At 73.0% G+C, this 21458-nt stretch carries 21 protein-coding genes; 7 read left to right on the forward strand and 14 right to left on the reverse strand.

What is annotated here, in order from left to right:
* Positions 1-66: 66 nt before the first annotated feature.
* Both ACVW2K_RS17600 and ACVW2K_RS17605 read right to left on the reverse strand, forming a co-directional pair.
* Positions 67-642 carry an HhH-GPD-type base excision DNA repair protein gene (locus tag ACVW2K_RS17600; protein WP_457203402.1) on the reverse strand — a complete coding sequence of 192 codons (576 nt, stop codon included), beginning with the start codon at positions 640-642 and terminating at the stop codon, positions 67-69.
* A gap of 5 nt (positions 643-647) precedes the next feature.
* The gene (locus tag ACVW2K_RS17605; protein ID WP_028635791.1) at positions 648-1049 is read right to left on the reverse strand and encodes a universal stress protein; all 402 of its coding nucleotides are present in this window, start codon (positions 1047-1049) and stop codon (positions 648-650) included.
* Positions 1050-1170: 121 nt separating this feature from the next.
* On the opposite strand from ACVW2K_RS17605, the gene ACVW2K_RS17610 reads away from it, so the two are divergent.
* Positions 1171-1596: a hypothetical protein gene (locus ACVW2K_RS17610; protein WP_028635790.1), complete on the forward strand. Its 426-nt coding sequence runs from the start codon at positions 1171-1173 to the stop codon at positions 1594-1596.
* A 14-nt stretch (positions 1597-1610) separates the two neighbouring features.
* Here ACVW2K_RS17610 and ACVW2K_RS17615 read toward each other — a convergent pair whose 3' ends face one another.
* From ACVW2K_RS17615 to ACVW2K_RS17625, 3 genes are all read right to left on the reverse strand, one after another.
* A complete protein-coding gene (locus ACVW2K_RS17615) occupies positions 1611-3077 on the reverse strand; it encodes a glutamate--cysteine ligase family protein (RefSeq protein ID WP_028635789.1) in 1467 nt (488 codons plus the stop codon).
* Positions 3078-3086: 9 nt separating this feature from the next.
* A complete protein-coding gene (locus ACVW2K_RS17620; protein ID WP_457203403.1) occupies positions 3087-4151 on the reverse strand; it encodes a carboxylate-amine ligase in 1065 nt (354 codons plus the stop codon).
* A 124-nt stretch (positions 4152-4275) separates the two neighbouring features.
* On the reverse strand, positions 4276-5208 hold the full coding sequence (locus ACVW2K_RS17625) for a DUF4192 domain-containing protein (RefSeq protein WP_457203404.1): 933 nt from the start codon (positions 5206-5208) through the stop codon (positions 4276-4278).
* Positions 5209-5344: 136 nt separating this feature from the next.
* Between ACVW2K_RS17625 and ACVW2K_RS17630 the strand changes: the two genes are divergently transcribed.
* Positions 5345-6679 carry a DNA polymerase IV gene (locus ACVW2K_RS17630; protein ID WP_028635786.1) on the forward strand — a complete coding sequence of 445 codons (1335 nt, stop codon included), beginning with the start codon at positions 5345-5347 and terminating at the stop codon, positions 6677-6679.
* Here ACVW2K_RS17630 and ACVW2K_RS17635 read toward each other — a convergent pair.
* The 4 genes from ACVW2K_RS17635 to ACVW2K_RS17650 all read right to left on the reverse strand — a co-directional run bounded on the left by ACVW2K_RS17635 (position 6624) and on the right by ACVW2K_RS17650 (position 9671).
* Entirely contained in the window at positions 6624-7478 is an 855-nt protein-coding gene (locus ACVW2K_RS17635; RefSeq protein WP_457203405.1) for a 5-oxoprolinase subunit C family protein, read from the reverse strand. The two genes, ACVW2K_RS17630 and ACVW2K_RS17635, sit on opposite strands and share 56 nt — an antisense overlap.
* Positions 7475-8053, reverse strand: a complete 579-nt coding sequence (locus ACVW2K_RS17640; RefSeq protein ID WP_028635785.1) for a 5-oxoprolinase subunit B family protein — start codon at positions 8051-8053, stop codon at positions 7475-7477. The genes ACVW2K_RS17635 and ACVW2K_RS17640 overlap by 4 nt, the downstream gene beginning before the upstream one ends.
* Positions 8054-8411: 358 nt before the next feature.
* Positions 8412-8939 (reverse strand): DUF4333 domain-containing protein, encoded by a 528-nt coding sequence (locus ACVW2K_RS17645; protein ID WP_036569095.1) that lies wholly within the window; start codon positions 8937-8939, stop codon positions 8412-8414.
* 36 nt (positions 8940-8975) lie between these two features.
* On the reverse strand, positions 8976-9671 hold the full coding sequence (locus ACVW2K_RS17650; RefSeq protein WP_457203406.1) for a LamB/YcsF family protein: 696 nt from the start codon (positions 9669-9671) through the stop codon (positions 8976-8978).
* A 24-nt stretch (positions 9672-9695) separates the two neighbouring features.
* Between ACVW2K_RS17650 and ACVW2K_RS17655 the strand changes: the two genes are divergently transcribed.
* Positions 9696-11849 (forward strand): S9 family peptidase, encoded by a 2154-nt coding sequence (locus ACVW2K_RS17655; RefSeq protein ID WP_457203407.1) that lies wholly within the window; start codon positions 9696-9698, stop codon positions 11847-11849.
* A gap of 169 nt (positions 11850-12018) precedes the next feature.
* Positions 12019-12975 carry a sigma-70 family RNA polymerase sigma factor gene (locus ACVW2K_RS17660; RefSeq protein ID WP_028635782.1) on the forward strand — a complete coding sequence of 319 codons (957 nt, stop codon included), beginning with the start codon at positions 12019-12021 and terminating at the stop codon, positions 12973-12975.
* Between the two features lie 18 nt (positions 12976-12993).
* Here the strand turns inward: ACVW2K_RS17660 and coaE are convergent, their stop codons facing one another.
* Together coaE and ACVW2K_RS17670 are read right to left on the reverse strand one after the other, a co-directional pair.
* The gene (gene coaE / locus ACVW2K_RS17665) at positions 12994-13584 is read right to left on the reverse strand and encodes a dephospho-CoA kinase (RefSeq protein WP_457203408.1); all 591 of its coding nucleotides are present in this window, start codon (positions 13582-13584) and stop codon (positions 12994-12996) included.
* Complete coding sequence (locus ACVW2K_RS17670) at positions 13569-14537, reverse strand: NAD-dependent epimerase/dehydratase family protein (protein ID WP_457203409.1); 969 nt, start codon at positions 14535-14537, stop codon at positions 13569-13571. The genes coaE and ACVW2K_RS17670 overlap by 16 nt, the downstream gene beginning before the upstream one ends.
* Before the next feature lie 114 nt (positions 14538-14651).
* Between ACVW2K_RS17670 and ACVW2K_RS17675 the strand changes: the two genes are divergently transcribed.
* Both ACVW2K_RS17675 and ACVW2K_RS17680 read left to right on the forward strand, forming a co-directional pair.
* Complete coding sequence (locus tag ACVW2K_RS17675; protein WP_457203410.1) at positions 14652-15341, forward strand: TetR/AcrR family transcriptional regulator; 690 nt, start codon at positions 14652-14654, stop codon at positions 15339-15341.
* Positions 15342-15374: 33 nt separating this feature from the next.
* Positions 15375-16625: a class I adenylate-forming enzyme family protein gene (locus ACVW2K_RS17680; RefSeq protein ID WP_457203411.1), complete on the forward strand. Its 1251-nt coding sequence runs from the start codon at positions 15375-15377 to the stop codon at positions 16623-16625.
* A 61-nt stretch (positions 16626-16686) separates the two neighbouring features.
* Here the strand turns inward: ACVW2K_RS17680 and ACVW2K_RS17685 are convergent, their stop codons facing one another.
* Positions 16687-17631 carry a GlxA family transcriptional regulator gene (locus tag ACVW2K_RS17685; RefSeq protein WP_457203412.1) on the reverse strand — a complete coding sequence of 315 codons (945 nt, stop codon included), beginning with the start codon at positions 17629-17631 and terminating at the stop codon, positions 16687-16689.
* A 276-nt stretch (positions 17632-17907) separates the two neighbouring features.
* A complete protein-coding gene (gene rpsA, locus ACVW2K_RS17690; protein ID WP_028635778.1) occupies positions 17908-19380 on the reverse strand; it encodes a 30S ribosomal protein S1 in 1473 nt (490 codons plus the stop codon).
* 228 nt (positions 19381-19608) lie between these two features.
* Here rpsA and ACVW2K_RS17695 point away from each other — a divergent pair, with 228 nt between their 5' ends.
* Positions 19609-20418 carry a class I SAM-dependent methyltransferase gene (locus ACVW2K_RS17695; protein ID WP_036569088.1) on the forward strand — a complete coding sequence of 270 codons (810 nt, stop codon included), beginning with the start codon at positions 19609-19611 and terminating at the stop codon, positions 20416-20418.
* On the opposite strand, the gene ACVW2K_RS17700 is transcribed toward ACVW2K_RS17695, so the two are convergent.
* Positions 20415-21344, reverse strand: a complete 930-nt coding sequence (locus ACVW2K_RS17700; RefSeq protein ID WP_457203413.1) for a DUF3068 domain-containing protein — start codon at positions 21342-21344, stop codon at positions 20415-20417. The two genes, ACVW2K_RS17695 and ACVW2K_RS17700, sit on opposite strands and share 4 nt — an antisense overlap.
* Positions 21345-21458 lie beyond the last annotated feature (114 nt).

The following is a 21458-nucleotide window of genomic DNA, read 5'->3' on the forward strand; positions in this document are numbered from 1 at the left end:
CCGGACCGGACCGGTCCTGACGAGCTCCCCCGCCCCTCGGTCACGGCCGGAGCGGACGAGCCCGCGTCAGCCGGTCTGGGCGGCCTTGGCCGCGGCCTTCTTCTGCTTCTTGAAGTCGCGCACCTTCTGCAAGGACGCCTGGTCGACGACGTCCGCGACCGAGCGGTACCCGTCCTCGGCGTACGCCCCGACAGCGACCTGCCAACCGTCCGGCCGGACGTCGAGCTGCTTGGCGAGCAGCGCCACGAAGATCCGCGCCTTCTGCTTCCCGAAGCCGGGCAGCTCCATCACCCGAGCCAGCAGCTCCTTGCCCGACGTCGCCTCGGTCCAGAGCCGCTCGGCGTGGCCGTCGTACCGCTCCTCGACGATCGAGGCCAGCGTCTGCAGGCGGGCCGCCATGGAGCCCGGGAACCGGTGGATCGCCGGCGGGGTGCTGCACAGCGCCGCGAACTCGACCGGGTCGGCGGAGGCGATGCGGGCCGGGTCCAGCGTGCCGAACCGGTCCAGGACCTTCGCCGGCCCGCGGAACGCGTGCTCCATGGGGTACTGCTGGTCCAGCATCATGCCGACCAGCAGGGCGAACGGGTCGTCGGTGAGGACCTGGTCGGCGGCGGCGTCGCCGGTGATCCGGATCGTGGCCATCGTGCTCAGTCGGCCTTGACCGCCAGCACCGGGCAGTGCGCGTCGAGGAGCACGCGCTGGGCGTTGCTGCCGAGGATCAGCTTGCCGACCGGCGAACGGCGGCGCAGGCCGATCACGATCAGCTCCGCGGCGTTGGCCTCGGCGATGCTGATCAGGTCCTCGGCGGGCTCGAAGCCCCGGACCAGCTGCCGGACGTCGTACTCGACGCCGGTGCCGTCGAGGACCTTGCGCACCGCGTCCATGTCGCGCTCGGCCTGGGTCGAGGCGTCGGCGTCGAAGTCGGTGCCGCCGCGGCGGGAGTTCACCACCACGAGCCGGGCGCCCCGGAGCTTGGCCTCCTCGACCGCCCGGTTCAGCGCGGCCTCACCCTCCGGCTTGGGCACGTAACCCACGACGACGGTCCCCATCGAGCCTCCCTGTCCAGGACGAGCACTGCAGTTGTCGGGCACGGTATCCGATCGCCGCAGCGGACGGGAGCCTGTGGAGGACGGCGGCACGGGACCCGCGGTCCGGGGCAGGCTGGTGGGCGTGGAGGGCATCTCGGAGCCGGTCCCCCGTGCGATGGCCACCGTGCTGCGCCGCGCGGCGCTGGACCACGCCCGCGCCGAGCACCGGCGCGGCTACCCGCCCCTCCTGCACGTCGGCTTCCCGGGCGGCGCCGAGGAGCTGTTCACGCTGACCCGGGGCGACCCGACCGACCACGCGATCCGGGCCGACGTGCTCGCCGCGATGCTGCAGCGCTGTCGTCGGGTGGCCGGCGCCGTGCCACTCGTGTGGCTGACCCGGGCCGGGCCGCTCGACCTCCAGGACGTCGACGCCGCCTGGCTGGCCGCCGCCCGCACCGCCGCCGCGGAGGCCGGCGTCACCCTCACCATGGTCGTGGTGACCCGGCACGGGTGGAGGGACCCGCGCAGCGGCGTACGCCGGGAGTGGAAGCGGCTCCGGCAGCGCTGAGCACCGCGGCCGGCTCAGTCCCAGGTGTGGACCGGCTCGTTGGTGTGCATCCGCTCGCGGTAGTCGCACAGCGTCGCCCGCAGGGCGTCCCACCGCTCGTGCTCGCTGCGGCGCGCGTGCATCCGGCGGACGAACCACTCGGCGCCGTTGTGGCCGGTCAGGCAGCGCTGCTCGATGATCCCCAGCAGCCGGTCGATCTCCTCGCCGGACGCGCCCCAGGCCACGAGTCCCTCGTGGGCCATCGGCAGCAGCCGGCGCAGCACCAGCTCGGTCGCGCGGACCTGGCCGACACCGGGCCAGTAGATCTGCGCGTCGATCCCGAGCCGGGCAGCGGTGTGGAAGTTCTCCTCGGCCGCGCTGAACGACATCTGCGACCACAGCGGGCGCTCGCTCTCGGCGAGGCTCCGGACCAGGCCGAAGTAGAACGCGGCGTTCGCGATCGTGTCCGCGACCGTCGGGCCGGCCCCGAGGACGCGGTTCTCGACACGCAGGTGCGGGACGCCGCGCGAGACGTCGTACACCGGGCGGTTCCAGCGGTAGATCGTCCCGTTGTGGAGCCGCAGCTCCGGCAGGGCCGGGGTGTCGCCCCGCTCGAGCACCTCGAGCGGGTCCTCGTCGTCGGTGACCGGCAGCAGCGCCGGGAAGAAGCGGACGTTCTCCTCGAACAGGTCGAACACCGAGGTGATCCAGCGCTCGCCGAACCACACCCGCGGCCGCACCCCCTGCGCCTTGAGCTCCTCGCTGCGGGTGTCCGTGGCCTGCTCGAACAGCGGGATCCGGGTCTCGCGCCAGAGCTCCTTGCCGAGGAGGTACGGCGCGTTCGCGCCGAGCGCCACCTGCACCGACGCGATCGCCTGCGAGGCGTTCCAGTAGTCGGCGAAGTCGTCCGGGGAGGTCTGGACGTGGAACTGGGTGCTCGTGCACGCCGCCTCGGGGACGATCGAGTCCGCCGTGGTCTTCAGCCGCTCGGTGCCGTCGATGGCGATCGTGATGTCCTCGCCGCGAGCGGCCAGGATCTGCTCGCTCAGCAGCTTGTAGCGGGGGTTGGCGCTCAGCGAGCTGAGGTCCATGTGGCCCGGTGCGAGCGTCGGCAGGATGCCGATCATCACCATGTGCGCGCCGATCTCGGCGGAGTGCTGCTCGGCGTTGTTCAGGCTGCCGCGCAGGGTGTCCTCGAACGTCGTCAGACCGCCCTGACGCAGCTTCGCGGGCGGCACGTTGATCTCGACGTTGAACTGGCCCAGCTCGGTGACGAAGTCGGGGTCGGCGATCGCCTCGAGCGCCTCGGCGTTCTTGAGTGCGGGGTCGCCCTGCTCGTCGACGAGGTTCAGCTCGACCTCGAGGCCGGTCATCGGGTCGTCGGTGTCGAAGCGCGCCTCGCGCAGCATCCGGGCGAACACGTCGAGGTTGCGCCGCACCTTCTCCCGGTGCCGCGTCCGGTCGGCGCGGGAGAACTCCTGAGCTTCCACCTCTTCGCCCATGACGAGACCTTAGGACCTCACGCGCAGTTCCGTGGCGTCCCAGGACGCTTCGGTCCGGGCCACCAGGTCGTCGACCACGCCCTCGACCGAGCCGGTCCGCTCGAACGCCGCTCGCTGCCGGGCCGCGCCGCCGGCCTGCAGGACCCGGTCCAGCCCGGTGCGGACGAGCCCGACGTCGCCGGCCTCGGCGAGCACCGGCTCGACCTCGGACACCAGCGCGTCCAGCACCGCGCGCACCGGCGCCAGCCGGCGGGTGCCCGGGTGCACCAGGTCGCCCGACACCCCGAACCGCGACGCCCGCCACTGGGCGGCACGCAGCTCCTCGGCCCGCCAGCGCGGCACCGGCCGGTCCTGCACCCAGGACCGGGCGGCCGTCTCGACGAGACCCCGGACCAGGGCCGCGATGACCGCCGCGTCGCCCGGGTCGGCGCAGGTGTCGCACACCCGGACCTCGACCGTGGGCTGTCCCACCGACAGCCGGGCGTCGAAGTAGAGCATCCCGTCGTCGCGCGCCGCTCCGGTCTCCAGCATCATCGCCCGGGTCGCCCGGTAGCCAGCAACCGAGCCGAACGCCTCGGTCGGCCCGGCGCTCGGCCAGCGTCGCCACACCTGGGCGCGCCAGGAGGCGTAGCCCGTGTCGCGGCCGCGCGCGAACGGCGAGTTGGCGCTCATGGCGAGCAGCACGGGCAGCCACGGCGTGATCCGGTCGATGACCGCGACCCCCTCCTCGTCGGACTCGATCTCGACGTGGACGTGCAGCCCGCAGGTGCCGCCGTCCCGCGCGATCTCGCCGAAGGTGTCGACCATGTCGCGGTAGCGGTCGTTGGTGGTGACCGCGGACTGTTCACCGCCGAGCGGGACCATGCCGCTCGCCGCCGTCGCGAGCCCGACCGCCCGCGCGGCCTCGCCCGCCGTGCGGCGGGCGCTCACCAGCTGGGCGAACGCGTCCCCGAGGTCCCGGGAGGGGTCGGTGCGCGTCTCGAGCTGGTGGCGGAACAGCTCCGCGTCGACCTCGTCGGTGGCCGGCCGGAGGCGGGCGCGGCCCCGGCCGTGCTCGCGGAACTCCTTTAGCACGGTGGGCGCGCCGGGGACCACCTGCCGGGGTGCGCGGGTCGAGGAGCAGGAGCTCCTCCTCGAGGCCCACCGAGCGCACCATGGGGCGGACGTACCCGCACCGGGCCGCGGACACGCGTGCGGGTCACCGGGCCTCCCGCAGCTCCTCCCACGCCTCGGGCGGCATGGCCTCGGTGAGCAGCCGGGCCACCAGGCCGGCGAGCGGGTAGTCCTCGTCCACGTCGAAGCACCGGTCCAGCGCACACCAGGCCAGCGCGCCGTTCCCGGCCTGCCAGGCGGCGAGCGCGAGCAGCGTGGCCGGGGCCGGCAGCAGCTGGTCCGGGCTGCCGCGCACGACCTCGGTCCAGAAGCCCACGTGCTCACGTGCGGTGGCGCGGCACAGCAGCGCGGTGACGGCGTCGCGGACCTCGGGGTCGAGCATCCCGCGGAGCAGGCGGGCCACCTCGGCGGCGGCCGGCAGCGTGCCGTCGCGGCAGTGCCGCTCGACCAGCGCACGCACCAAGCCGGCGTCGGGCGGGTCGCCTGCCACCCCGGGCAGCGCCGCGACGACGCCGGCGACCAGGCGGTCGTCGGCGCGCAGGGTCCCGCGGAGCTCGTCGCGGGACCCGTGCAGCACCCGGCCGTCGAAGACCGCCTGGGCGCTGAACGGGTGGGCGGCGACGTCGTACGGCACCCCCCAGGGAGGTACGCCGGCCCGGGTGCCGATCGCCGGCCACCAGCGCTCGCCGTCGGCGCGGAGCGCCTCGACGACCTCGATGCCGCCCTCCGCGAAGGCCCGCTCGAGCAGCCGGACGGCACGCCGGGCCAGCCCGGCGTCGTCGCTGTAGACGACGAACAGCACCTGCCGGACCCGGTGCTGACGCGCGGGCGCGAGCAGCAGGTCGACGACCTCGGGGAGCTCGGCCGGGTCGGCGGGCAGGTCGACCCGCGCGTGGAAGGGGTGACCCGCGCCGAAGGTCAGCATCGCGATGGAGTCGCGGGGCGCGAAGCCCAGCACGACGGGGACCAGGGCCAGCACGTCGTCGGGGGTCCGGGCGGTGAAGGAGAGGGCGGTCATGGGACGACGGTCCCCGCGCGGCCGGACACCGGCGACGGTCCGGGAGCCCGCCTGGGGAACGTCGTGTCGGAGGACTCGCGGTGGACGGTGAGCGGGCCGTCGGCCCGAGGTCGGCGCCGAGAGGTAGCGTGCGCGCGTGCGTGCGGAAGCGTCGGTGCTCCACCTCGACCTCGACGCCTTCTTCGCCGCGGTCGAGCAGCGGGACAAGCCGTCGCTGCGCGGCAAGCCCGTCGTCGTCGGCGGGGTGGGCGGCCGGGGGGTGGTGTCGACCGCGTCCTACGAGGCCCGCGTGTACGGCGTCCGCTCGGCGATGTCGACGCGCGAGGCGCGCTCGCGGTGCCCCCACGCGGCGTTCCTGAGCGGCCGCTTCCACGCCTACCGCGAGACCAGCCGGACGGTGATGGGCCTGCTCCGGGCCGCCTCACCACTGGTGGAGCCGCTGTCGCTCGACGAGGCGTTCGTCGACCTGGCCCGCGCGGACCTCCCCGACCTGGCCCTGGAGACCGTGACGGCCTTCGCCGAGGACCTCCGCGCCCGGGTCGTCGAGGCGACCGGTGGCCTGACCGCGTCCGTGGGCGTCGGCACCTCCAAGTTCATCGCGAAGGTCGCCAGCGACCTCGACAAGCCCGACGGCCTGGTCGTCGTCGCACCCGGCACCGAGCGCGACCTGCTCCGCCCGATGGACGTGCGCGTGATCCCCGGCGTCGGGCCGGCGACCGCCGAGCGGCTCCGCCGGGTCGGCATCCACACCGTGGCCGAGCTCGAGTCGGTGAGCGAGGACGAGATGGTCCGGCTGCTCGGCAACGCCAACGGCCACTGGCTCTACAGCCTGGCCAGGGCCGAGGACGACCGCCCGGTGGTGGCCGAGCGCGAGGCGAAGTCGGTCAGCGTCGAGGGCACCTACGACACCGACCTCACCGACCGCCGGCTGATGGAAGGGCTGCTGACCCGGCAGGCGAACGACGTCGCGGCCCGGCTCCGCAAGAGCGGCCTGTCCGGTCGCACGGTCACGATCAAGGTCCGGCTCCACGACTTCACCACGCTCAGCCGGTCGAGCACCCTCGCCTCCCCCACCGACAGCTCCGCGACCGTCGCCCGCCTGGCCCGGGCACTGCTGACCGACCTGGACACCTCCGGGGGCGTCCGCCTCCTCGGCGTCGGCGTCTCCGGGCTGGCCGACTGGGTGCAGGAGGACCTCTTCGGGGAGACGGCCGAGGAGGAGGCCGAGCCCCTCCCCGAGGTGGAGGTACCCCACCACTCGCGCCGCACCTGGGCGCCCGGCATGGACGTCGAGCACACCGAGCACGGCCGCGGGTGGGTCTGGGGCTCGGGCCGGGGCGTCGTGACCGTGCGCTTCGAGACGGCCGTTACGCCGCCGGGTCCGGTGCGGTCGTTCAAGGATGACGACCCCCTGCTCACGCCGTGGCGGCCGCCGGAGCCGGCGGACCCGGCGGCGTCGGAGCCCGCGTGAACCGCACCAGCTCCCCCGGCCGCAGCTGCGCGCACTGCCACAGGTCGTCGGCGTCGACCACCCCGACCACCGGGTAGCCGCCGGTCGGCGGGTGGTCGGCCAGGAACACCACCGGCATCCCGTTCGGCGGCACCTGCACCGCGCCGAGCACGATGCCCTCCGAGGCCAGCTCCCCCTCCCGGGTACGCCGCAGCGCCGGGCCGGCCAGGCGCAGGCCCACCCGGTTGGAGTCCGCCTCGACGACGTACGCCGCCCCGCACAGCACGTCCAGCGCGTCGTCGGCGAACCAGTCGTCCCGCGGTCCCGGGACGATGCGCAGCGGGCCCGGCCTCGGCGCGCGCGGCGTGTCCAGCGGCCGCGGCTCCGCGCGCGTGGGCCCGACCGGGAGCAGCGCACCCGCCTCGACCCGCGGCGGGCCGACCCAGGCCAGCGTGTCGGTCGAGCGCGACCCGAGCACCGGGTCGACGGCGATCCCGCCCGCGACCGCCAGGTAGGTCCGCAGCCCGGTCGCCGGGCGCTCGAGCCGCAGCACCCCTCCGGCCGGGAGCCACTCCGCCCGGTCGCGCCCGGCCGCCCCGGTGACCGCGACCCAGTGGCCGGCGCCGCTGCGGACCACGAGCCCGCCGAGCAGCACCTCGAGGACGGCGGCGTCCGGGTCGTTGCCGACCAGCCGGTTCGCCAGCGCGGCCGCCGGTGCGTCGAGCGCGCCCGCCCGCGGCACGCCGAGGTGCGCCAAGCCCACGCGGCCACGGTCCTGGACGGTCACCAGCGGGCCGACCTCGAGCACCTCGAGGCTCATCGGGCCACGAACCTCACGCGCGTGCCCGGCGCCAGCAGCGCCGGGTCGTCGCGGCCGGCGTCCCACAGCACCGCGTCGGTGCGGCCGATCAGCCGCCACCCGCCCGGCGAGGCCGTCGGATAGACGCCGCACCAGGTCCCGGCCAGCCCGACCGACCCGGCGGCCACCCGGGGGCGCGGCGACTCCAGGCGGGGTACGGCGAGCTCGCCCGGGAGCCCGGCCAGGTAGGCGAACCCGGGCGCGAACCCGCAGAACTCCGACACGAGCTCCAGGGACGTGTGCCGGCGTACGACGCCGTCCTCGTCGGTCCCCCACGCCGCCGCGACGTACGCCAGGTCGGGACCGTCGTACTCGACCGGGATCTCGACGAGCGGTCCGTCGGGCACCGCGTCGGTCGGGGACCAGCCGGACAGCGCGGACAGGTCGGCGACACCGTCGAAGAGCACCGTCTCGGCGGCCGGCACGATCTCCTCGGCGACCACCCGACCGCGGGCCCAGGTCGCGAGCGCCAGGGCGGTCGCGGCGTCGCCTACCTCGGCGAGGACCGCACGCGGGCCGACCGGGCGCAGCTGCATGGCGCCATCTTGTCGGAAATGGGTGAGGGGCCCCCGGTGGTATGAGCACCAGGGGCCCCTCGGCTGACCGGAATCGGTGACGCCCGGCCCACCGGACTCTCGCTCCGACCCCGCCGTCCCCGTCACCGGGCCGGCGCCTCGAGTTGCCTCGCGGTGCGGATCCTCGCTCCTGTCCGATCCCCGACCCCGCCTCGCGGCGGCTTCGGTAGGGAGAGTTCTACGTGGCCCCGGTCACAACCCGCAAGGGCTTCACCCCAACCCACAGGTTCCTCCACAGGCAACGGCACTCCATCCACAACAGGAGTGCACAGTCCACAGGTTCCGGTCCAGACCTGTGGATGGATCCGGGGCCGGGGCGTCAGGCCTCGAAGTGGACGTTCCCGTCGAGGTCGTCGATCGTCACCGTCGCCTGCGAGGTCGTCCCGTCGGTGTCGGTGAGGTCGCAGGTGAAGGTCGTCTTCGGGTCCTGCACGATCACGCCGGCGTCCCCGCAGTCGACCTCGACCCCCGGGTACCCGGCCTTCTCGAGCTGGGCGGTGATCGCCCCGGCCGCCTTGTCGGTCGAGACGATGGCCTTGGCCGGCGCGACGTCGAAGTTCACTCCGTCGTCGTCGACCCGCGTGAACGTCACGGAGTACGGCGCCTCGACGCCGTCGATCGCGATCGTGCACTCGATCGTGCCGCCCTTCTCGGGCTCGTCGTCGGGGCAGGTCGCGTCGGTCACGTCGAGGTCGGGCGTGGCCTTCTCCTGCGCCTCCTGGACCTTGGCGGCGACGTCGTCGGGGTCGTACCCACCGCCCCCGACGCTGACCTCGCCGGAGCAGGCGGTCAGGGAGACGGGCAGCAGGACGGCGGCGGCGAGCGCCGCGAGCGTGGTGGTGTGCACGGGTGCAGCATGGGCCACCGGGCCGCTCATCCCCCGCTACGGCGCGCCGACGAACGGACGGAGCTCCAGCTCCGACGCGAGCAACGCCGCGCGCACGGCGCCCGCGTGCCGCACCGCGCCCGGCGAGTCGCCGTGCAGGCAGAGCGAGTCCACCGTCTCCGCCAGCAGGAGCGCCTGCGCGACGATGTCGCGCTCCGCCGTGACGAGCGCACCCGGCTCGGACCGCGGCACCAGCCGGCCCTCGGGGGTGTACCCGCGGTCCGGGAAGCCCTCGTGGAACACCGCTCTCCCGGCCGCGCGCGCCCCGGTCAGGAGCACGCCGGGCATCCCGAGCACCGGCAACGTCCCGGAACCGTCCAGGACCGCGGCCGCCTGCTCCTCGTCGTCGAGCACCCGGTGGTAGAGCGCACCGTGCGGCTTCAGGTACCGCACCTCGGTCCCGCACTCCCCCGCGGTCGTGGCCAGCACGCCGACCTGGTCGGCGACCTGCTCGCGGAGCACCTCGTACGGCACGTCCCGCGGCACCCGGCCGAACCCCTCCCGATCGGCGTACGAGACCTGGGCGCCGACCGCGACGCCACGCGCGGCCGCCTCGGCGCACACCGCCCGCATGCTCGCCGGCGTGCCGGCGTGGTAGCCGCACGCGACGTTCGCGCTGGTCACGACGGTGAGCAGCGCCGCGTCGTCGGTGACCTCCTCACCGAGGTCGGCGTTCAGGTCGATGACCGCCATGAGGCCGACGCTACAGTCGCCGCCATGCCGTCCCCCGCACAGCCACCCGTCGCCGACCGGCGGCCCCACCCCACCGAGCACCACGGCCGGACCCGTGCCGACGACTACGAGTGGCTGCGCGAGAAGGCGTCGCCCGAGGTGACGGCGTACCTGGAGGCGGAGAACGCCTACACCCAGGACCGCACGGCCCACCTGGCCGACCTGCGGCAGCAGATCTTCGACGAGATCAAGGCGCGCACCCGGGAGACCGACCTCTCCGTGCCCACCCGCAACCGCGGCTACTGGTACTACGGGCGCTCGTTCGAGGGCAGGGAGTACGGCGCCAGCTGCCGGGTGCCGGTGACGGACCCCGATGACTGGAGCCCGCCGCGGCCCGCCGAGGACACCAGCCCGGACCAGCCCGCGCTGCCCGGGGAGCAGGTGCTGCTCGACCTCGACGAGCTGGCCCGGGGCCACGAGTTCTTCTCGCTCGGCGGCTCCTCGGTCAGCCCGGACGCGAACCTGCTGGCCTACTCCACCGACGTGGTCGGCGACGAGCGGTACACGATCCGCGTCAAGGACCTCTCCACCGGCGGCCTGCTGCCCGACGAGATCACCGGCGTCCTCGGCGGTGCCACCTGGGAGCGCGACGGCGAGGCGTTCTACTACACGACGGTCGACGAGGCGTGGCGCGCCGACAAGATCTGGCGGCACCGCCTCGGGACCGCGCAGTCCGACGACGAGCTGGTGCACCACGAGACCGACGGCCGGTTCTGGGTCGGTGTCGGCAGGACCCGCAGCGACCGGTTCATCGTGGTCGCCAGCGGCTCCAAGACGACCTCGGAGTACCGGTTCCTGGACGCCGACCGCCCGGAGCTCGGCTTCCGCACGTTCAGCGCCCGGCACGAAGGCCTCGAGTACTCCCTCGACCACGCCGTGATCGGCGGCGAAGACGTCTTCCTGGTCCTCCACAACGGCACCGGGCCCGACTTCGAGCTGGCCACCGCGCCGATCGAGCCCACCCCGGCCGGGCAGTGGCGGCCGCTGATCGCGCACGACCCCGCCGTACGCCTGGAGGACGTGGACGCGTTCGCCGGCCACCTCGTGGTGCACCAGCGCAGCGACGGCCTGACCCAGCTCCGCATCGTCGAGCTCGGCGAGCAGGGGCTCGGTGACGACTACCTGGTCGAGTTCGACCACGCCGTCTACACGGTCGGCTCGGCCGGCAACCCCGGCTTCCACCAGCCGGTGGTGCGCCTGGGGTACACGACGATGGCGGTGCCCTCCTCGGTCTACGACTACGACGTGCGGGCCCGCGAGCTGACGCTGCTCCGGCGTACCCCCGTCCTCGGTGGCTACGACCCCGCCGACTACGAGGAGCACCGGCTCTGGGCGACCGCCGAGGACGGCGAGCGGGTGCCGATCTCGATCGTGGCACGCCGCGGCTCCCGCGAGGCCGAGGGCGGCGGGACGGGGCCCGTGCCGGTCCTGCTTTACGGGTACGGCGCGTACGAGACCTCGATCGACCCGTACTTCTCGATCGCCCGGCTCTCGCTGCTCGACCGGGGCGCCGCGTTCGCGATCGCGCACGTGCGGGGCGGCGGCGAGATGGGCCGGCGGTGGTACGACGACGGCAAGCTGTTCCGCAAGCAGAACACCTTCTCCGACTTCATCGCCTGCGCCCGCCACCTCGTCGACACCGGGTGGACCACCCCGGACGTGCTCCTCGCGGAGGGCGCCAGCGCGGGCGGGCTGCTGGTGGGGGCGGTCGCGAACCAGGCGCCGGGGCTGTTCGGCGGCGTGGTCGCGGGGGTGCCGTTCGTCGACGCGCTCACCACGATGCTGGACGCGACGCTGCCGCTGACGGTCACCGAGTACGACGAGTGGGGCAACCCCGAGGCGGACCCGGACGTGTACGACTACCTCGCGTCGTACGCGCCGTACGACAACGTCGCGGCGCTGGACTACCCGCCGATCCTCGCGGAGACGTCCCTCAACGACACCCGCGTGCTGTACGTCGAGCCCGCCAAGTGGATCGCGCGGCTGCGGGCGACGGCGGTCGGCCGCCGGGACTTCCTGCTGCGCACCGAGATGGCCGCCGGGCACGGCGGCGTGTCGGGCCGGTACAAGTCCTGGCACGACCGGGCGTTCGCCCTCGCGTGGATGCTCGACCGGATGCGGCTGGTCACCCGCTCCTGAGAAGTCCCTGAGAGTTCTTCCCAGACGCAACTCAACCGGCCCTCCACACGTCGTTCCGGATGACAGGCCGATGTTTGACCGGGGAATCCGCTGGTCACCGTGGGCGTTGTACAGCACGTGTGGGGGCGCAGCGGCGCCGTCCACCCAGGTAGGAAGAGGAGGGCGTCCCATGGCAACACGTACTGCACCGGCCCGCACCCGAGAGATCGAGGGCCGCGACAGCGTCGGCCTGTACCTCGACGAGATCGCGCGGAACCCCCTCCTGGACGCTGCCGCCGAGGTGGAGCTCTCGAAGGCCATCGAGGCCGGCCTGATGGCCGAGCACCTCCTCGCCGAGGGCCGCGTGGGCCGCAAGAAGGGCGGCGCCCCGATGCAGGCCAGGCAGGACGAGCTCGAGTGGCTCGCCGAGGAGGGCCGCAAGGCCGTCGACACGTTCATCACCGCGAACCTGCGCCTGGTCGTCTCGATCGCGCGCAAGTACGGGCGGGCCCAGATGCCGATGCTCGACCTGATCCAGGAGGGCAACACCGGCCTGATCAGGGCGGTCGAGAAGTTCGACTACACCAAGGGCTACAAGTTCTCGACGTACGCCACGTGGTGGGTACGCCAGGCGATCACCCGCGGCATCGCGCAGCAGGCCCGGGTGGTCCGGCTGCCCGTGCACGTCGTCGAGGAGCTCAACCAGGTCGGCGGCGCGCGCCGTACCCTCGAGCGGCAGCTGGGCCGGGACCCCGAGCCCCAGGAGATCGCCAAGGAGCTCGACATGGACGTCGAGCGGGTCCTCGACCTGATGGCGTGGGGCCGCGAGCACGTCTCGCTGGACTCCCCCGTCGACGAGGACGGCGACACCTCGCTGGGCGACCTGATGGCCCAGGAGAGCTCGCCGGGACCCGACCTGAACTTCATCGACGTCGAGTCGCGCGAGCGGCTCAACACGCTGGTCGGCCAGCTGGACGAGCGCGCCGCGGACATCATCCGCTCGCGCTACGGCCTGGTCGACGGTCGCCAGCACAAGCTGGCCGACATCGGCGCGAAGCACGGGATCTCCGCGGAGCGGGTCCGGCAGCTGGAGCGCGAGGCGCTCCAGAAGCTCCGCCGCCTCGGGGACCCCGACCTCGCAGCCTGACGGTTCCGCGGTCCCGCTTCAGGCCTCCGCGAGCAGCTCCGCATAGACCTCGCGGACCCGCTCGCGGAGGTCCTCGCGGGTGCCGGTGTTGAGGATCAGGTGGGTGGCGATGGCCCGGCGCTCCTCCGGCGTGGCCTGGGCCGCGATCCGCGACTCGGCATCGGCGCGGGTCCAGCCCCGGTCGCGGAGCATCCGCTCGACCTGCACCTCGGCGGGGGTCTCGACGACGATCACCGCGTCGAAGTCGTCCGCGCGGCCGGTCTCGGCCAGCAGCGGGATGTCGTGCACGACGACGCCGTCCCGCGGGGCGGCCGCCTCGAGCTCGGCGTACCGCTCGAACACCAGCGGGTGGACGATCCCCTCGAGCAGCTTCCGCTGCGCCTCGTCGTTGAAGACGATCCCGCCCAGCTTCGGCCGGTCGAGGTCGCCCTGGTCGGTCAGGATCTCCGGGCCGAAGGCCTCGACGACCTGCGCCAGGCCCGGGGTGCCCTTGTCGACCACCTCGCGGGCGAGCACGTCGCCGTCGATGATCGTGGCGCCGAGCTCGGCCAGCATCTCCGAGACGGTGCTCTTGCCCGAGGCGATGCCTCCGGTCAGTCCGACGCGCATGCGTTCAGGCTAGAGGGCTCCGCCGTAGGCTCGCCCGTCGCGGTCGCGCGGCACACCTCGTCCCACGGCGTCGGCGCCAGGCCGAGCTCGCGGGTGATGGCGCTCGAGTCGAGGACGTACGGCGAGCGGAACTGGTACTCGGTCTCCCGCAGCTCGCGGAGCACCGGCACGAACCGGCCCATCACCCCCAGCACCCACCTCGGGAAGCCCTTGACCGCGACCGGCTCACGCCCCGCGGCGCGGCAGACGTCGGCGATCGCCTCCGCCTGGGTGCGCGGCGCGTTGGTCGGCGCGTGCCAGACCCGGCCCCACGCCTCGGGTACCTGCGCGACCGCGGCCAGCGCCCGGCCCATGTCGCGGACGTCGGTGAACGAGTGCGGCTGGTCCGGCCGGCCCATCACCCGCACCGTCCTCCCGGCCAGCGCGGCCTCCGTCACCCGGACGATGTGCGCGTGGTCCGGGTCGATCCACGGACCCATGTAGTCGGAGCCGCGGACCTCGACGGCCGTGATCCGACCGGCCTCGTGCGCGGCCCGGGCCTCGGCCCACATCCGCGCGCGGATGCCGGCCTTCTTCGTGGTCGCCGCGTCGGGCAGGCCCTCGACCATCGGCCTCTCGACCGGGCCGTAGCCGTAGAGGCAGGAGGCGGTCACCAGCGTCGCCCCGGTGCGCTCGGCAGCCGTGAGGAACGCCGCCGCGATCGGCGGCCAGAAGGTCGGCCACACCGTGTACGACGGCGGGTTCACGCAGTTGTAGAGCGCGACCGCACCGGTCGCGAGCTCCGTCACCCGCTCGGCGTCGGCCGCGTCGGCGGCCGCGCGGCGGACCCCGGGGATGTCGGGGCCGGCGCCGGAGCGGCTGACGAGCAGCACGTCGTGGCCCCGGGCGACGAGGGCGACGGCGGTGGCGCGCCCGACGGGGCCGGCGCCGACGATGACGTGGAGAGCGGACATGGGTTCCTCCTGGAGGTCCGATGAATCGAGAGCGGTGCTCTCGCTTTCCCCAGACTGGCACACCGGCCGACGCAAAACAAGAGCACTGCTCTCGATTTGTGCGAGGATGCGGGCATGCCCCCGAAGTCACGTGCCGAGAACCGCGCGGAGCAGACCCGCGCGATCCAGGTGACGGGCCGCCGCCATCTCGCCGAGGTCGGACCCGCCGCCCTGTCGCTGCGCGCGATCGCGCGCGAGGTGGGCCTGGTGTCGTCCGCCGTCTACCGCTACTTCCCGAGCCGCGACGACCTCCTGACCGCGCTGATCATCGAGGCGTACGACGAGCTCGGCGACGCTGTCGAGGCCGCCGACGCCGGCGTGCGCGACCGCGACGATCTGGCCGGACGCTTCCTCGCGGTCGGGAACGCGATCCGCGACTGGGCCCGGGCGAACCCGCACGAGTACGCCCTGCTCTACGGCTCCCCCGTCCCCGGGTACGCCGCCCCGGACACCACGATCCCCTCCGCCGCGCGGATCAGCGGCGCGTTCCTCACGCTCGCCCAGCTGTCCGGGCAGCGCGGCGACGCGGTGCCGCAGGCCCGCCCGGTGAGCGCGCAGGAGCGCCAGGCCCTCGGCGGCATCCGCCAGGCGCTCGACGTACCCCTGGACGACGAGCGGACCGTGCGCTGGCTGATCGCCTGGTCGACGGTGTTCGGGCACCTCAGCCTGGAGCTGTTTGGTCACATGTACCGCGGCATCCTCGACTACGACGCCCACTTCGCCCAGGTGACCGGCCAGCTGACCGCCGACCTGGGGCTCGCCTAGTCAGCAGGGGGTTCCCGACTACAGTCCTGCCCCGTGGGAGACGGGCTGCACGAGGGCGACCGGGTCGCGCTGCTGGTGCCGGGATCGCTGACCTACCTCGACGCCGTGCTGGCCCTCCTCGCGCGCGGCGTGGTGCCGATCCCGCTGGACCCGCGGCTAACGGCGTACGAGCGCGAGCGGATCCTCGGCGACCTCGATCCCGCCCTCGTCGTCGGCACCGAGGACGCGCTCGCCGCGCTGGCCGGGGACGCGGGCCTACCCCGCGCTCGCCCGATGCACGTCACCAGCGGCACCACCGGCACCCCCAAGGGCGTCTGGAGCGGCGTCCTCGGTCCCGCCGACGCGATCGCGCTCGTGGAGGAGGAGCGCGCCATGTGGGGGTTCCGAGAGGACGACGTGAACCTCGTCCTCAGCCCGCTCTACCACTCGGCGCCGCTCCGCTTTGCCAGCGGCACGGCGCTCGCGGGTGGTCGGGTCGTCGTGCCCGGACCCTTCGACGCGGCGCTCGCGACGGCGGCCATCGAGCGCGACCGGCCGACCACGATGTTCTGCGTTCCCGCGCACCTCCAGCGGCTCTTCGCGCACTGGGACACGCACGGCCGGCCCGACCTGTCGAGCTTCCGGCTGGTCGCGCACGCCGGCGCGCCCTGCCCGCCGGCGTTGAAGCGGAGGCTGATCGAGGCCTTCCCGGACGGGTCGACCTGGGAGTTCTACGGCTCCACCGAGGGCCAGTTCACCGCCTGCCGCAGCGAGGAGTGGCTCGAGCGGCCCGGCACCGTCGGCCGCGCGCGGCCGGGTCGCCGACTCGCGGTCGATCCCGAGGGCACGATCTGGTGCGCGGTGCCGGCGTACGCCCGGTTCGAGTACTTCGGCGACCCGGAGAAGACCGCGAGCGCCTGGCGCGGCGACGAGTTCACGGTCCACGACGTCGGCCGGCTGGACGAGGCCGGGTACCTGTACCTGGACGGCCGCCGGCACGACCTGGTCATCACCGGCGGGGTGAACGTCTACCCGCTGGAGGTCGAGAACGCGCTCCGCGAGCACCCGGGGGTCGCGGACATCGCGGTGTACGGCGTCCCGGACGACCGGTGGGGCCAGCGGGTCTGCGCGGCCGTCGTCGGCACTGCCACGGCCGCCGACCTCGACGCCTTCGCGCGCGAGCGGCTCGCGCCGCCCAAGCGGCCCAAGGAGTACCGCCACCTCGACGAGCTGCCGCGCACGCTGACCGGCAAGGTGCGCCGCGATCAGCTGGCCGGCACCACCCCCGTGACCACGTTCGAGTAGGCGTCCGACTCCGAGGTCCCTCGGCCGGCTGCACGGAGCACCTGGCAGAGCGCCCGGGCGATCAACCGGCGAAGCGGCGGCGGTACTGCTGCGGGCTGAGCCCGCGCACCCGCGCGAAGTGGTGCCGCAGCGTGGCCGCGTTGCCGAAGCCGACCTCGTCCGCGATCCAGTCGATCGAGTGGTCCGTGCGCTCCAGCAGCTCCTCCGCGGCCCGGACCCGCTGCCGGGTGACCCAGGAGTGCGGCGTGGTCCCGGTCTCGGCGCGGAAGCGGCGCGCGAAGGTGCGCTCGGACATGTGGCTCTGGCGGGCCAGCGACTCCACGCTCAGGTCGTCGCCGATATTCTCGATGATCCACTGCAGGAGCGGGCCCAGGGTCTCGGCGTCGCAGTCGGGCACCGGCCTGGCGATGAACTGCGCCTGGCCGCCGTCCCGGTGCGGCGGCACGACGATCCGGCGCGCGGTCGTCGCGGCCACCCGGGCCCCGAACTGCTCGCGCATCAGGTGCAGGGAGGCGTCGATGCCGGCCGCGGAGCCGGCGCCGGTGAGGACCGAGCCGTCGTGGCAGTAGAGCACGTCGGGGCAGACCTTCGCCTCGGGGTACATCCGCTCGAGCAGGCCGGTGTAGCGCCAGTGCGTCGTGCACTCACGTCCGTCGAGCAGCCCGGCCGCGCCCAGCTCGAAGACCGCCGAGCAGTGGGCATAGATGATCGCCCCGCGGTCGTACGCCGACCGCACCGCGTCCAGCACGGCGGGGTCGTGCCGGGTGAACTCGTACTTCGGGCTCAGGCACACCAGGTCGGCGTCCGCCGTGGCCTCCAGCCCCCGCTCCACGTGCAGGTCGTAGTCGGACCGGCCGCGCACCCGCCCCGGGCGCGGCGTGCAGACCTGGAAGTCGAAGGACGGCGTGTCGTCCCCCGGGTGCTCGGGCTCCCCCCACACCTCGACCAGCGACCCGAGCCCGAACGGCTCGGCTCCGTCCTGCACGACGACGGCGACCTTCTGCATGGGCACAGCCTGCCGGACCGGTGGCAGGAAATCAACGAAGGGTGTCTTTCCTGCCACTCGTGGCAGGATCACGAACGGCGCAGTATTACTGCCATGACCCTGCTGCTGCTGATCCTCCTCGCCACCGTCTTCGCCAGCCTGGCCGTGTGGGCCCGCCACGACTCGCTCTCCACGCCGCGCCGGCCCGACCCGTTCTGCTGACCCGGTCCGCGGAACCCGAAATGCCGACGACCCGCCCGGATGCTCCGGGCGGGTCGTCGGGTCGTTCGGTGGCGCTCAGTTACCGCCGGTCAGCTTCTCGCGAAGCGCCTGCAGCGCCTCGTCGGAAGCCAGCGAGCCGCCGGTCTCCGCGGTCTCGGCCTCGTCGCCGCCCGAGGAGTACGACGTGGCCTCGCCGGCCTCGACCTCGGCCTTGGCGGCCTCGGCCTGCTGCTTGACGTGCGCCTCCCAGCGGGCGTGCGCCTTGGCGTACTGGTCCTCCCAGACCGCGCGCTGCTCGTCGAAGCCCTCGAGCCACTCGCCGGTCTCCGGGTCGAAGCCCTCGGGGTAGACGTAGTTGCCCTGCTCGTCGTAGGTGGCCGTCATGCCGTACAGCGTCGGGTCGAAGTCCTCGGCCTCCGACGCGGTCGCGGTCTCGTTGGCCTGCTTGAGGGAGAGCGAGATCCGGCGACGCTCGAGGTCGATGTCGATGATCTTGACCATGACGTCGTCGCTGACCTGGACGACCTGCTCGGGGATCTCGACGTGGCGCTCGGCGAGCTCGGAGATGTGCACCAGGCCCTCGATGCCCTCCTCGACGCGGACGAACGAACCGAACGGCACCAGCTTGGTGACCTTGCCCGGCACGATCTGGCCGATCTGGTGGGTGCGGGCGAAGTGCTGCCACGGGTCCTCCTGCGTCGCCTTCAGCGACAGGGAGACACGCTCGCGGTCCATGTCCACGTCGAGGACCTCGACGGTGACCTCATCGCCGACGGCGACGACCTCGGACGGGTGGTCGATGTGCTTCCAGGACAGCTCCGAGACGTGCACCAGGCCGTCGACGCCGCCGAGGTCCACGAACGCACCGAAGTTGACGATCGAGGACACGACGCCCTTGCGGATCTGGCCCTTCTGGAGCTGGGTCAGGAAGCCGTGGCGGACCTCGGACTGGGTCTGCTCGAGCCACGCACGACGCGAGAGGACGACGTTGTTGCGGTTCTTGTCGAGCTCGATGATCTTCGCCTCGAGCGTCTGGCCGACGTACGGCTGCAGGTCGCGGACGCGACGCATCTCGACCAGCGACGCCGGCAGGAAGCCGCGCAGGCCGATGTCGAGGATGAGACCACCCTTGACGACCTCGATGACGGTGCCCTCGACGACGCCGTCCTCCTCCTTGACCTGCTCGATCGTGCCCCAGGCGCGCTCGTACTGTGCGCGCTTCTTGGACAGGATCAGGCGGCCTTCCTTGTCCTCCTTCTGGAGGACCAGGGCCTCGACCTTGTCGCCCACGGAAACGACCTCGTTGGGGTCGACGTCGTGCTTGATCGACAGCTCGCGCGAGGGGATGACGCCCTCGGTCTTGTAGCCGATGTCGAGGAGAACCTCGTCGCGGTCGACCTTGACGATGGTGCCCTCGACGATGTCGCCATCGTTGAAGTACTTGATGGTCGCGTCGATCGCGGCGAGGAAGTCTTCTTCAGAACCGATGTCGTTGACGGCCACCTGGGGCGCGTCGTAATCGGGAAGAACGGAAATGGTGCTCGTCATAGGGGAGGTAGTTTCCTTGGATGGATGGAGTCGTGCGGGCACGTCGAAGGCCAGCTTTCACTACCGATTCCAGGGTGGTGGAGAGATAGCGAGCGAGAATCCACTCCGTCTGGGACCCAGGCAGACCTCCGGCGCAACCTCAAGGGTACGCGGCGCGCGGGAGATCCGTCCAACCGGGCAAGCCCCCGCGGTGCCCGGCGGCGGCGCCTTGATCTACGCTCGCCAGTTGTGGAGAACCATCCTCCGGTGCGGGTCGAGCGCCGGCCGGTCGGCGAGGAGGAGTCCCGCCGGGCGAACGGCCCGGACTGGGACCGGTACGCCGACGAGTACCAGGCCACGCACGGGGAGTTCCTCGGCGACGCCGGGTTCGTGTGGGGGCCCGAGGGCTTCACCGAGGCCGAGGCCGGCGTGCTCGGGGACGTGGCCGGCAAAGACGTGCTCGAGGTCGGGTCGGGTGCGGGCCAGTGCTCGCGCTGGGTCCGCTCCCGGGGTGGTCGCGCCTACGGCCTCGACCTGTCCTTCCGCCAGCTCCAGCACTCCCGCCGGATCGACCTCGAGAGCGGCATCGCGGTCCCGTCCGTGCTCGGCACCGCGACCCGCCTGCCCTTCGCGGACGCCAGCTTCGACGTGGTCTTCTCCTCGTTCGGCGCGCTCCAGTTCGTGAGCGACATCGGCGACGCCGTCGCGGAGACGGCCCGGGTGCTGCGGACCGGCGGGCGGTACGCCTTCTCGATCACGCACCCGACGCGGTGGATGTTCCCCGACGACCCCTCCGAGGAGGGGCTGGTCGCCAGCCAGTCCTACTGGGACCGCACGCCGTACGTCGAGGTCGACGACGCCACCGGGCAGGTGTCGTACGTCGAGCACCACCGCACGCTGGGCGACTGGGTCGCCCTGCTGGCCGGCGCCGGTTTCGTGATCACCGACCTGCTCGAGCCGGAGTGGCCCGAGCACCACGAGCGGGTGTGGGGCGGCTGGTCCGCGACCCGCGGGCGGTACACCCCCGGGACCGCGATCTTCGGCGCCCGGCTCGGCTAGACCCCGGCGGTCGCCGGCTCGGCCGGGGTGGAGCTGTCGTCGATCTTCCTGCGGCGCACGCTGACCAGCAGCAGCACGCCGGCGACGACGCACAGGGCGCCGCCCACGAAGCCGACGATCGGCACCCACAGCGTGATGACGTCGAGCAGGCGCATGTTCGTGACCGCGTCGTCGGCGAACTGCTGCATCTGGTCGCCGGTGAACTGGATGTTCAGGTCGACGACCTGGGTGCCGTCGTCGAGGTACTGCTGCATCGACTCGGTCTGCTGCTGGATGGCGCCGGTCTTCGGCTCCACGTAGATCTCGACCGCGTTGTCGTAGGTGCCGTCGATGCCGTCGGCGATCTCGATCGGCACGTCCGAGACGTTGATCTTGTAGACGTAGCACTCGATGCCGAGGAGCGTCTCGGTGCGGTCGTACACGGCCGGGACCGCGCTGCCGACGGAGCCGTCCCAGTACTCGTAGTCCTTCTTCTCCGAGTCGAACGGCCACTTGTTGACCAGGCCCTCGTGCGGAACGGCGTCCGCGGGCAGGCCCCGGTAGTCGGGGATCGCCTCGGCCGAGACCCGGTCGGTGGCGAAGACGTCGGTGGTCGCCTGGACCAGCCGCGGGTCGTCGCCGTCGACGCAGTTCGGAGCGTCGTCGATGTCGATGACCACGCACGCCGTCTGGACCCACACGATGGTGTCGTCGTCGGAGGCCTTGGAGTCGGCCTTGCTGATGCTCTCCACCTTGACCGGGTTCTCCACGAGCTCACCGGTCGCCGGGTCGAGCTTGTTGACGGTGCCGTCCAGGTGGGTCACCTGGTTCACGTCCAGGGGGGTCTTCTTCACCATGCCGGGTGCCCAGGTGACCGCGAGGATGCCGGTGACGAGCAGGAACGCGCCGAGCCCGAGCAGCACCACACCGAACCACTTACGCTTCACTGCGACCCCTCCCAGGATGTGATGGGCGGCACGTTAGCAGTGCTGGCGGGTAGGGATGCGACTTCCGTCACACCCCGCCCGTAAATTGTGAAGGCCCGAATTGTCGCGACCGGT

Source organism: Nocardioides sp. HB32, from assembly GCF_054058995.1.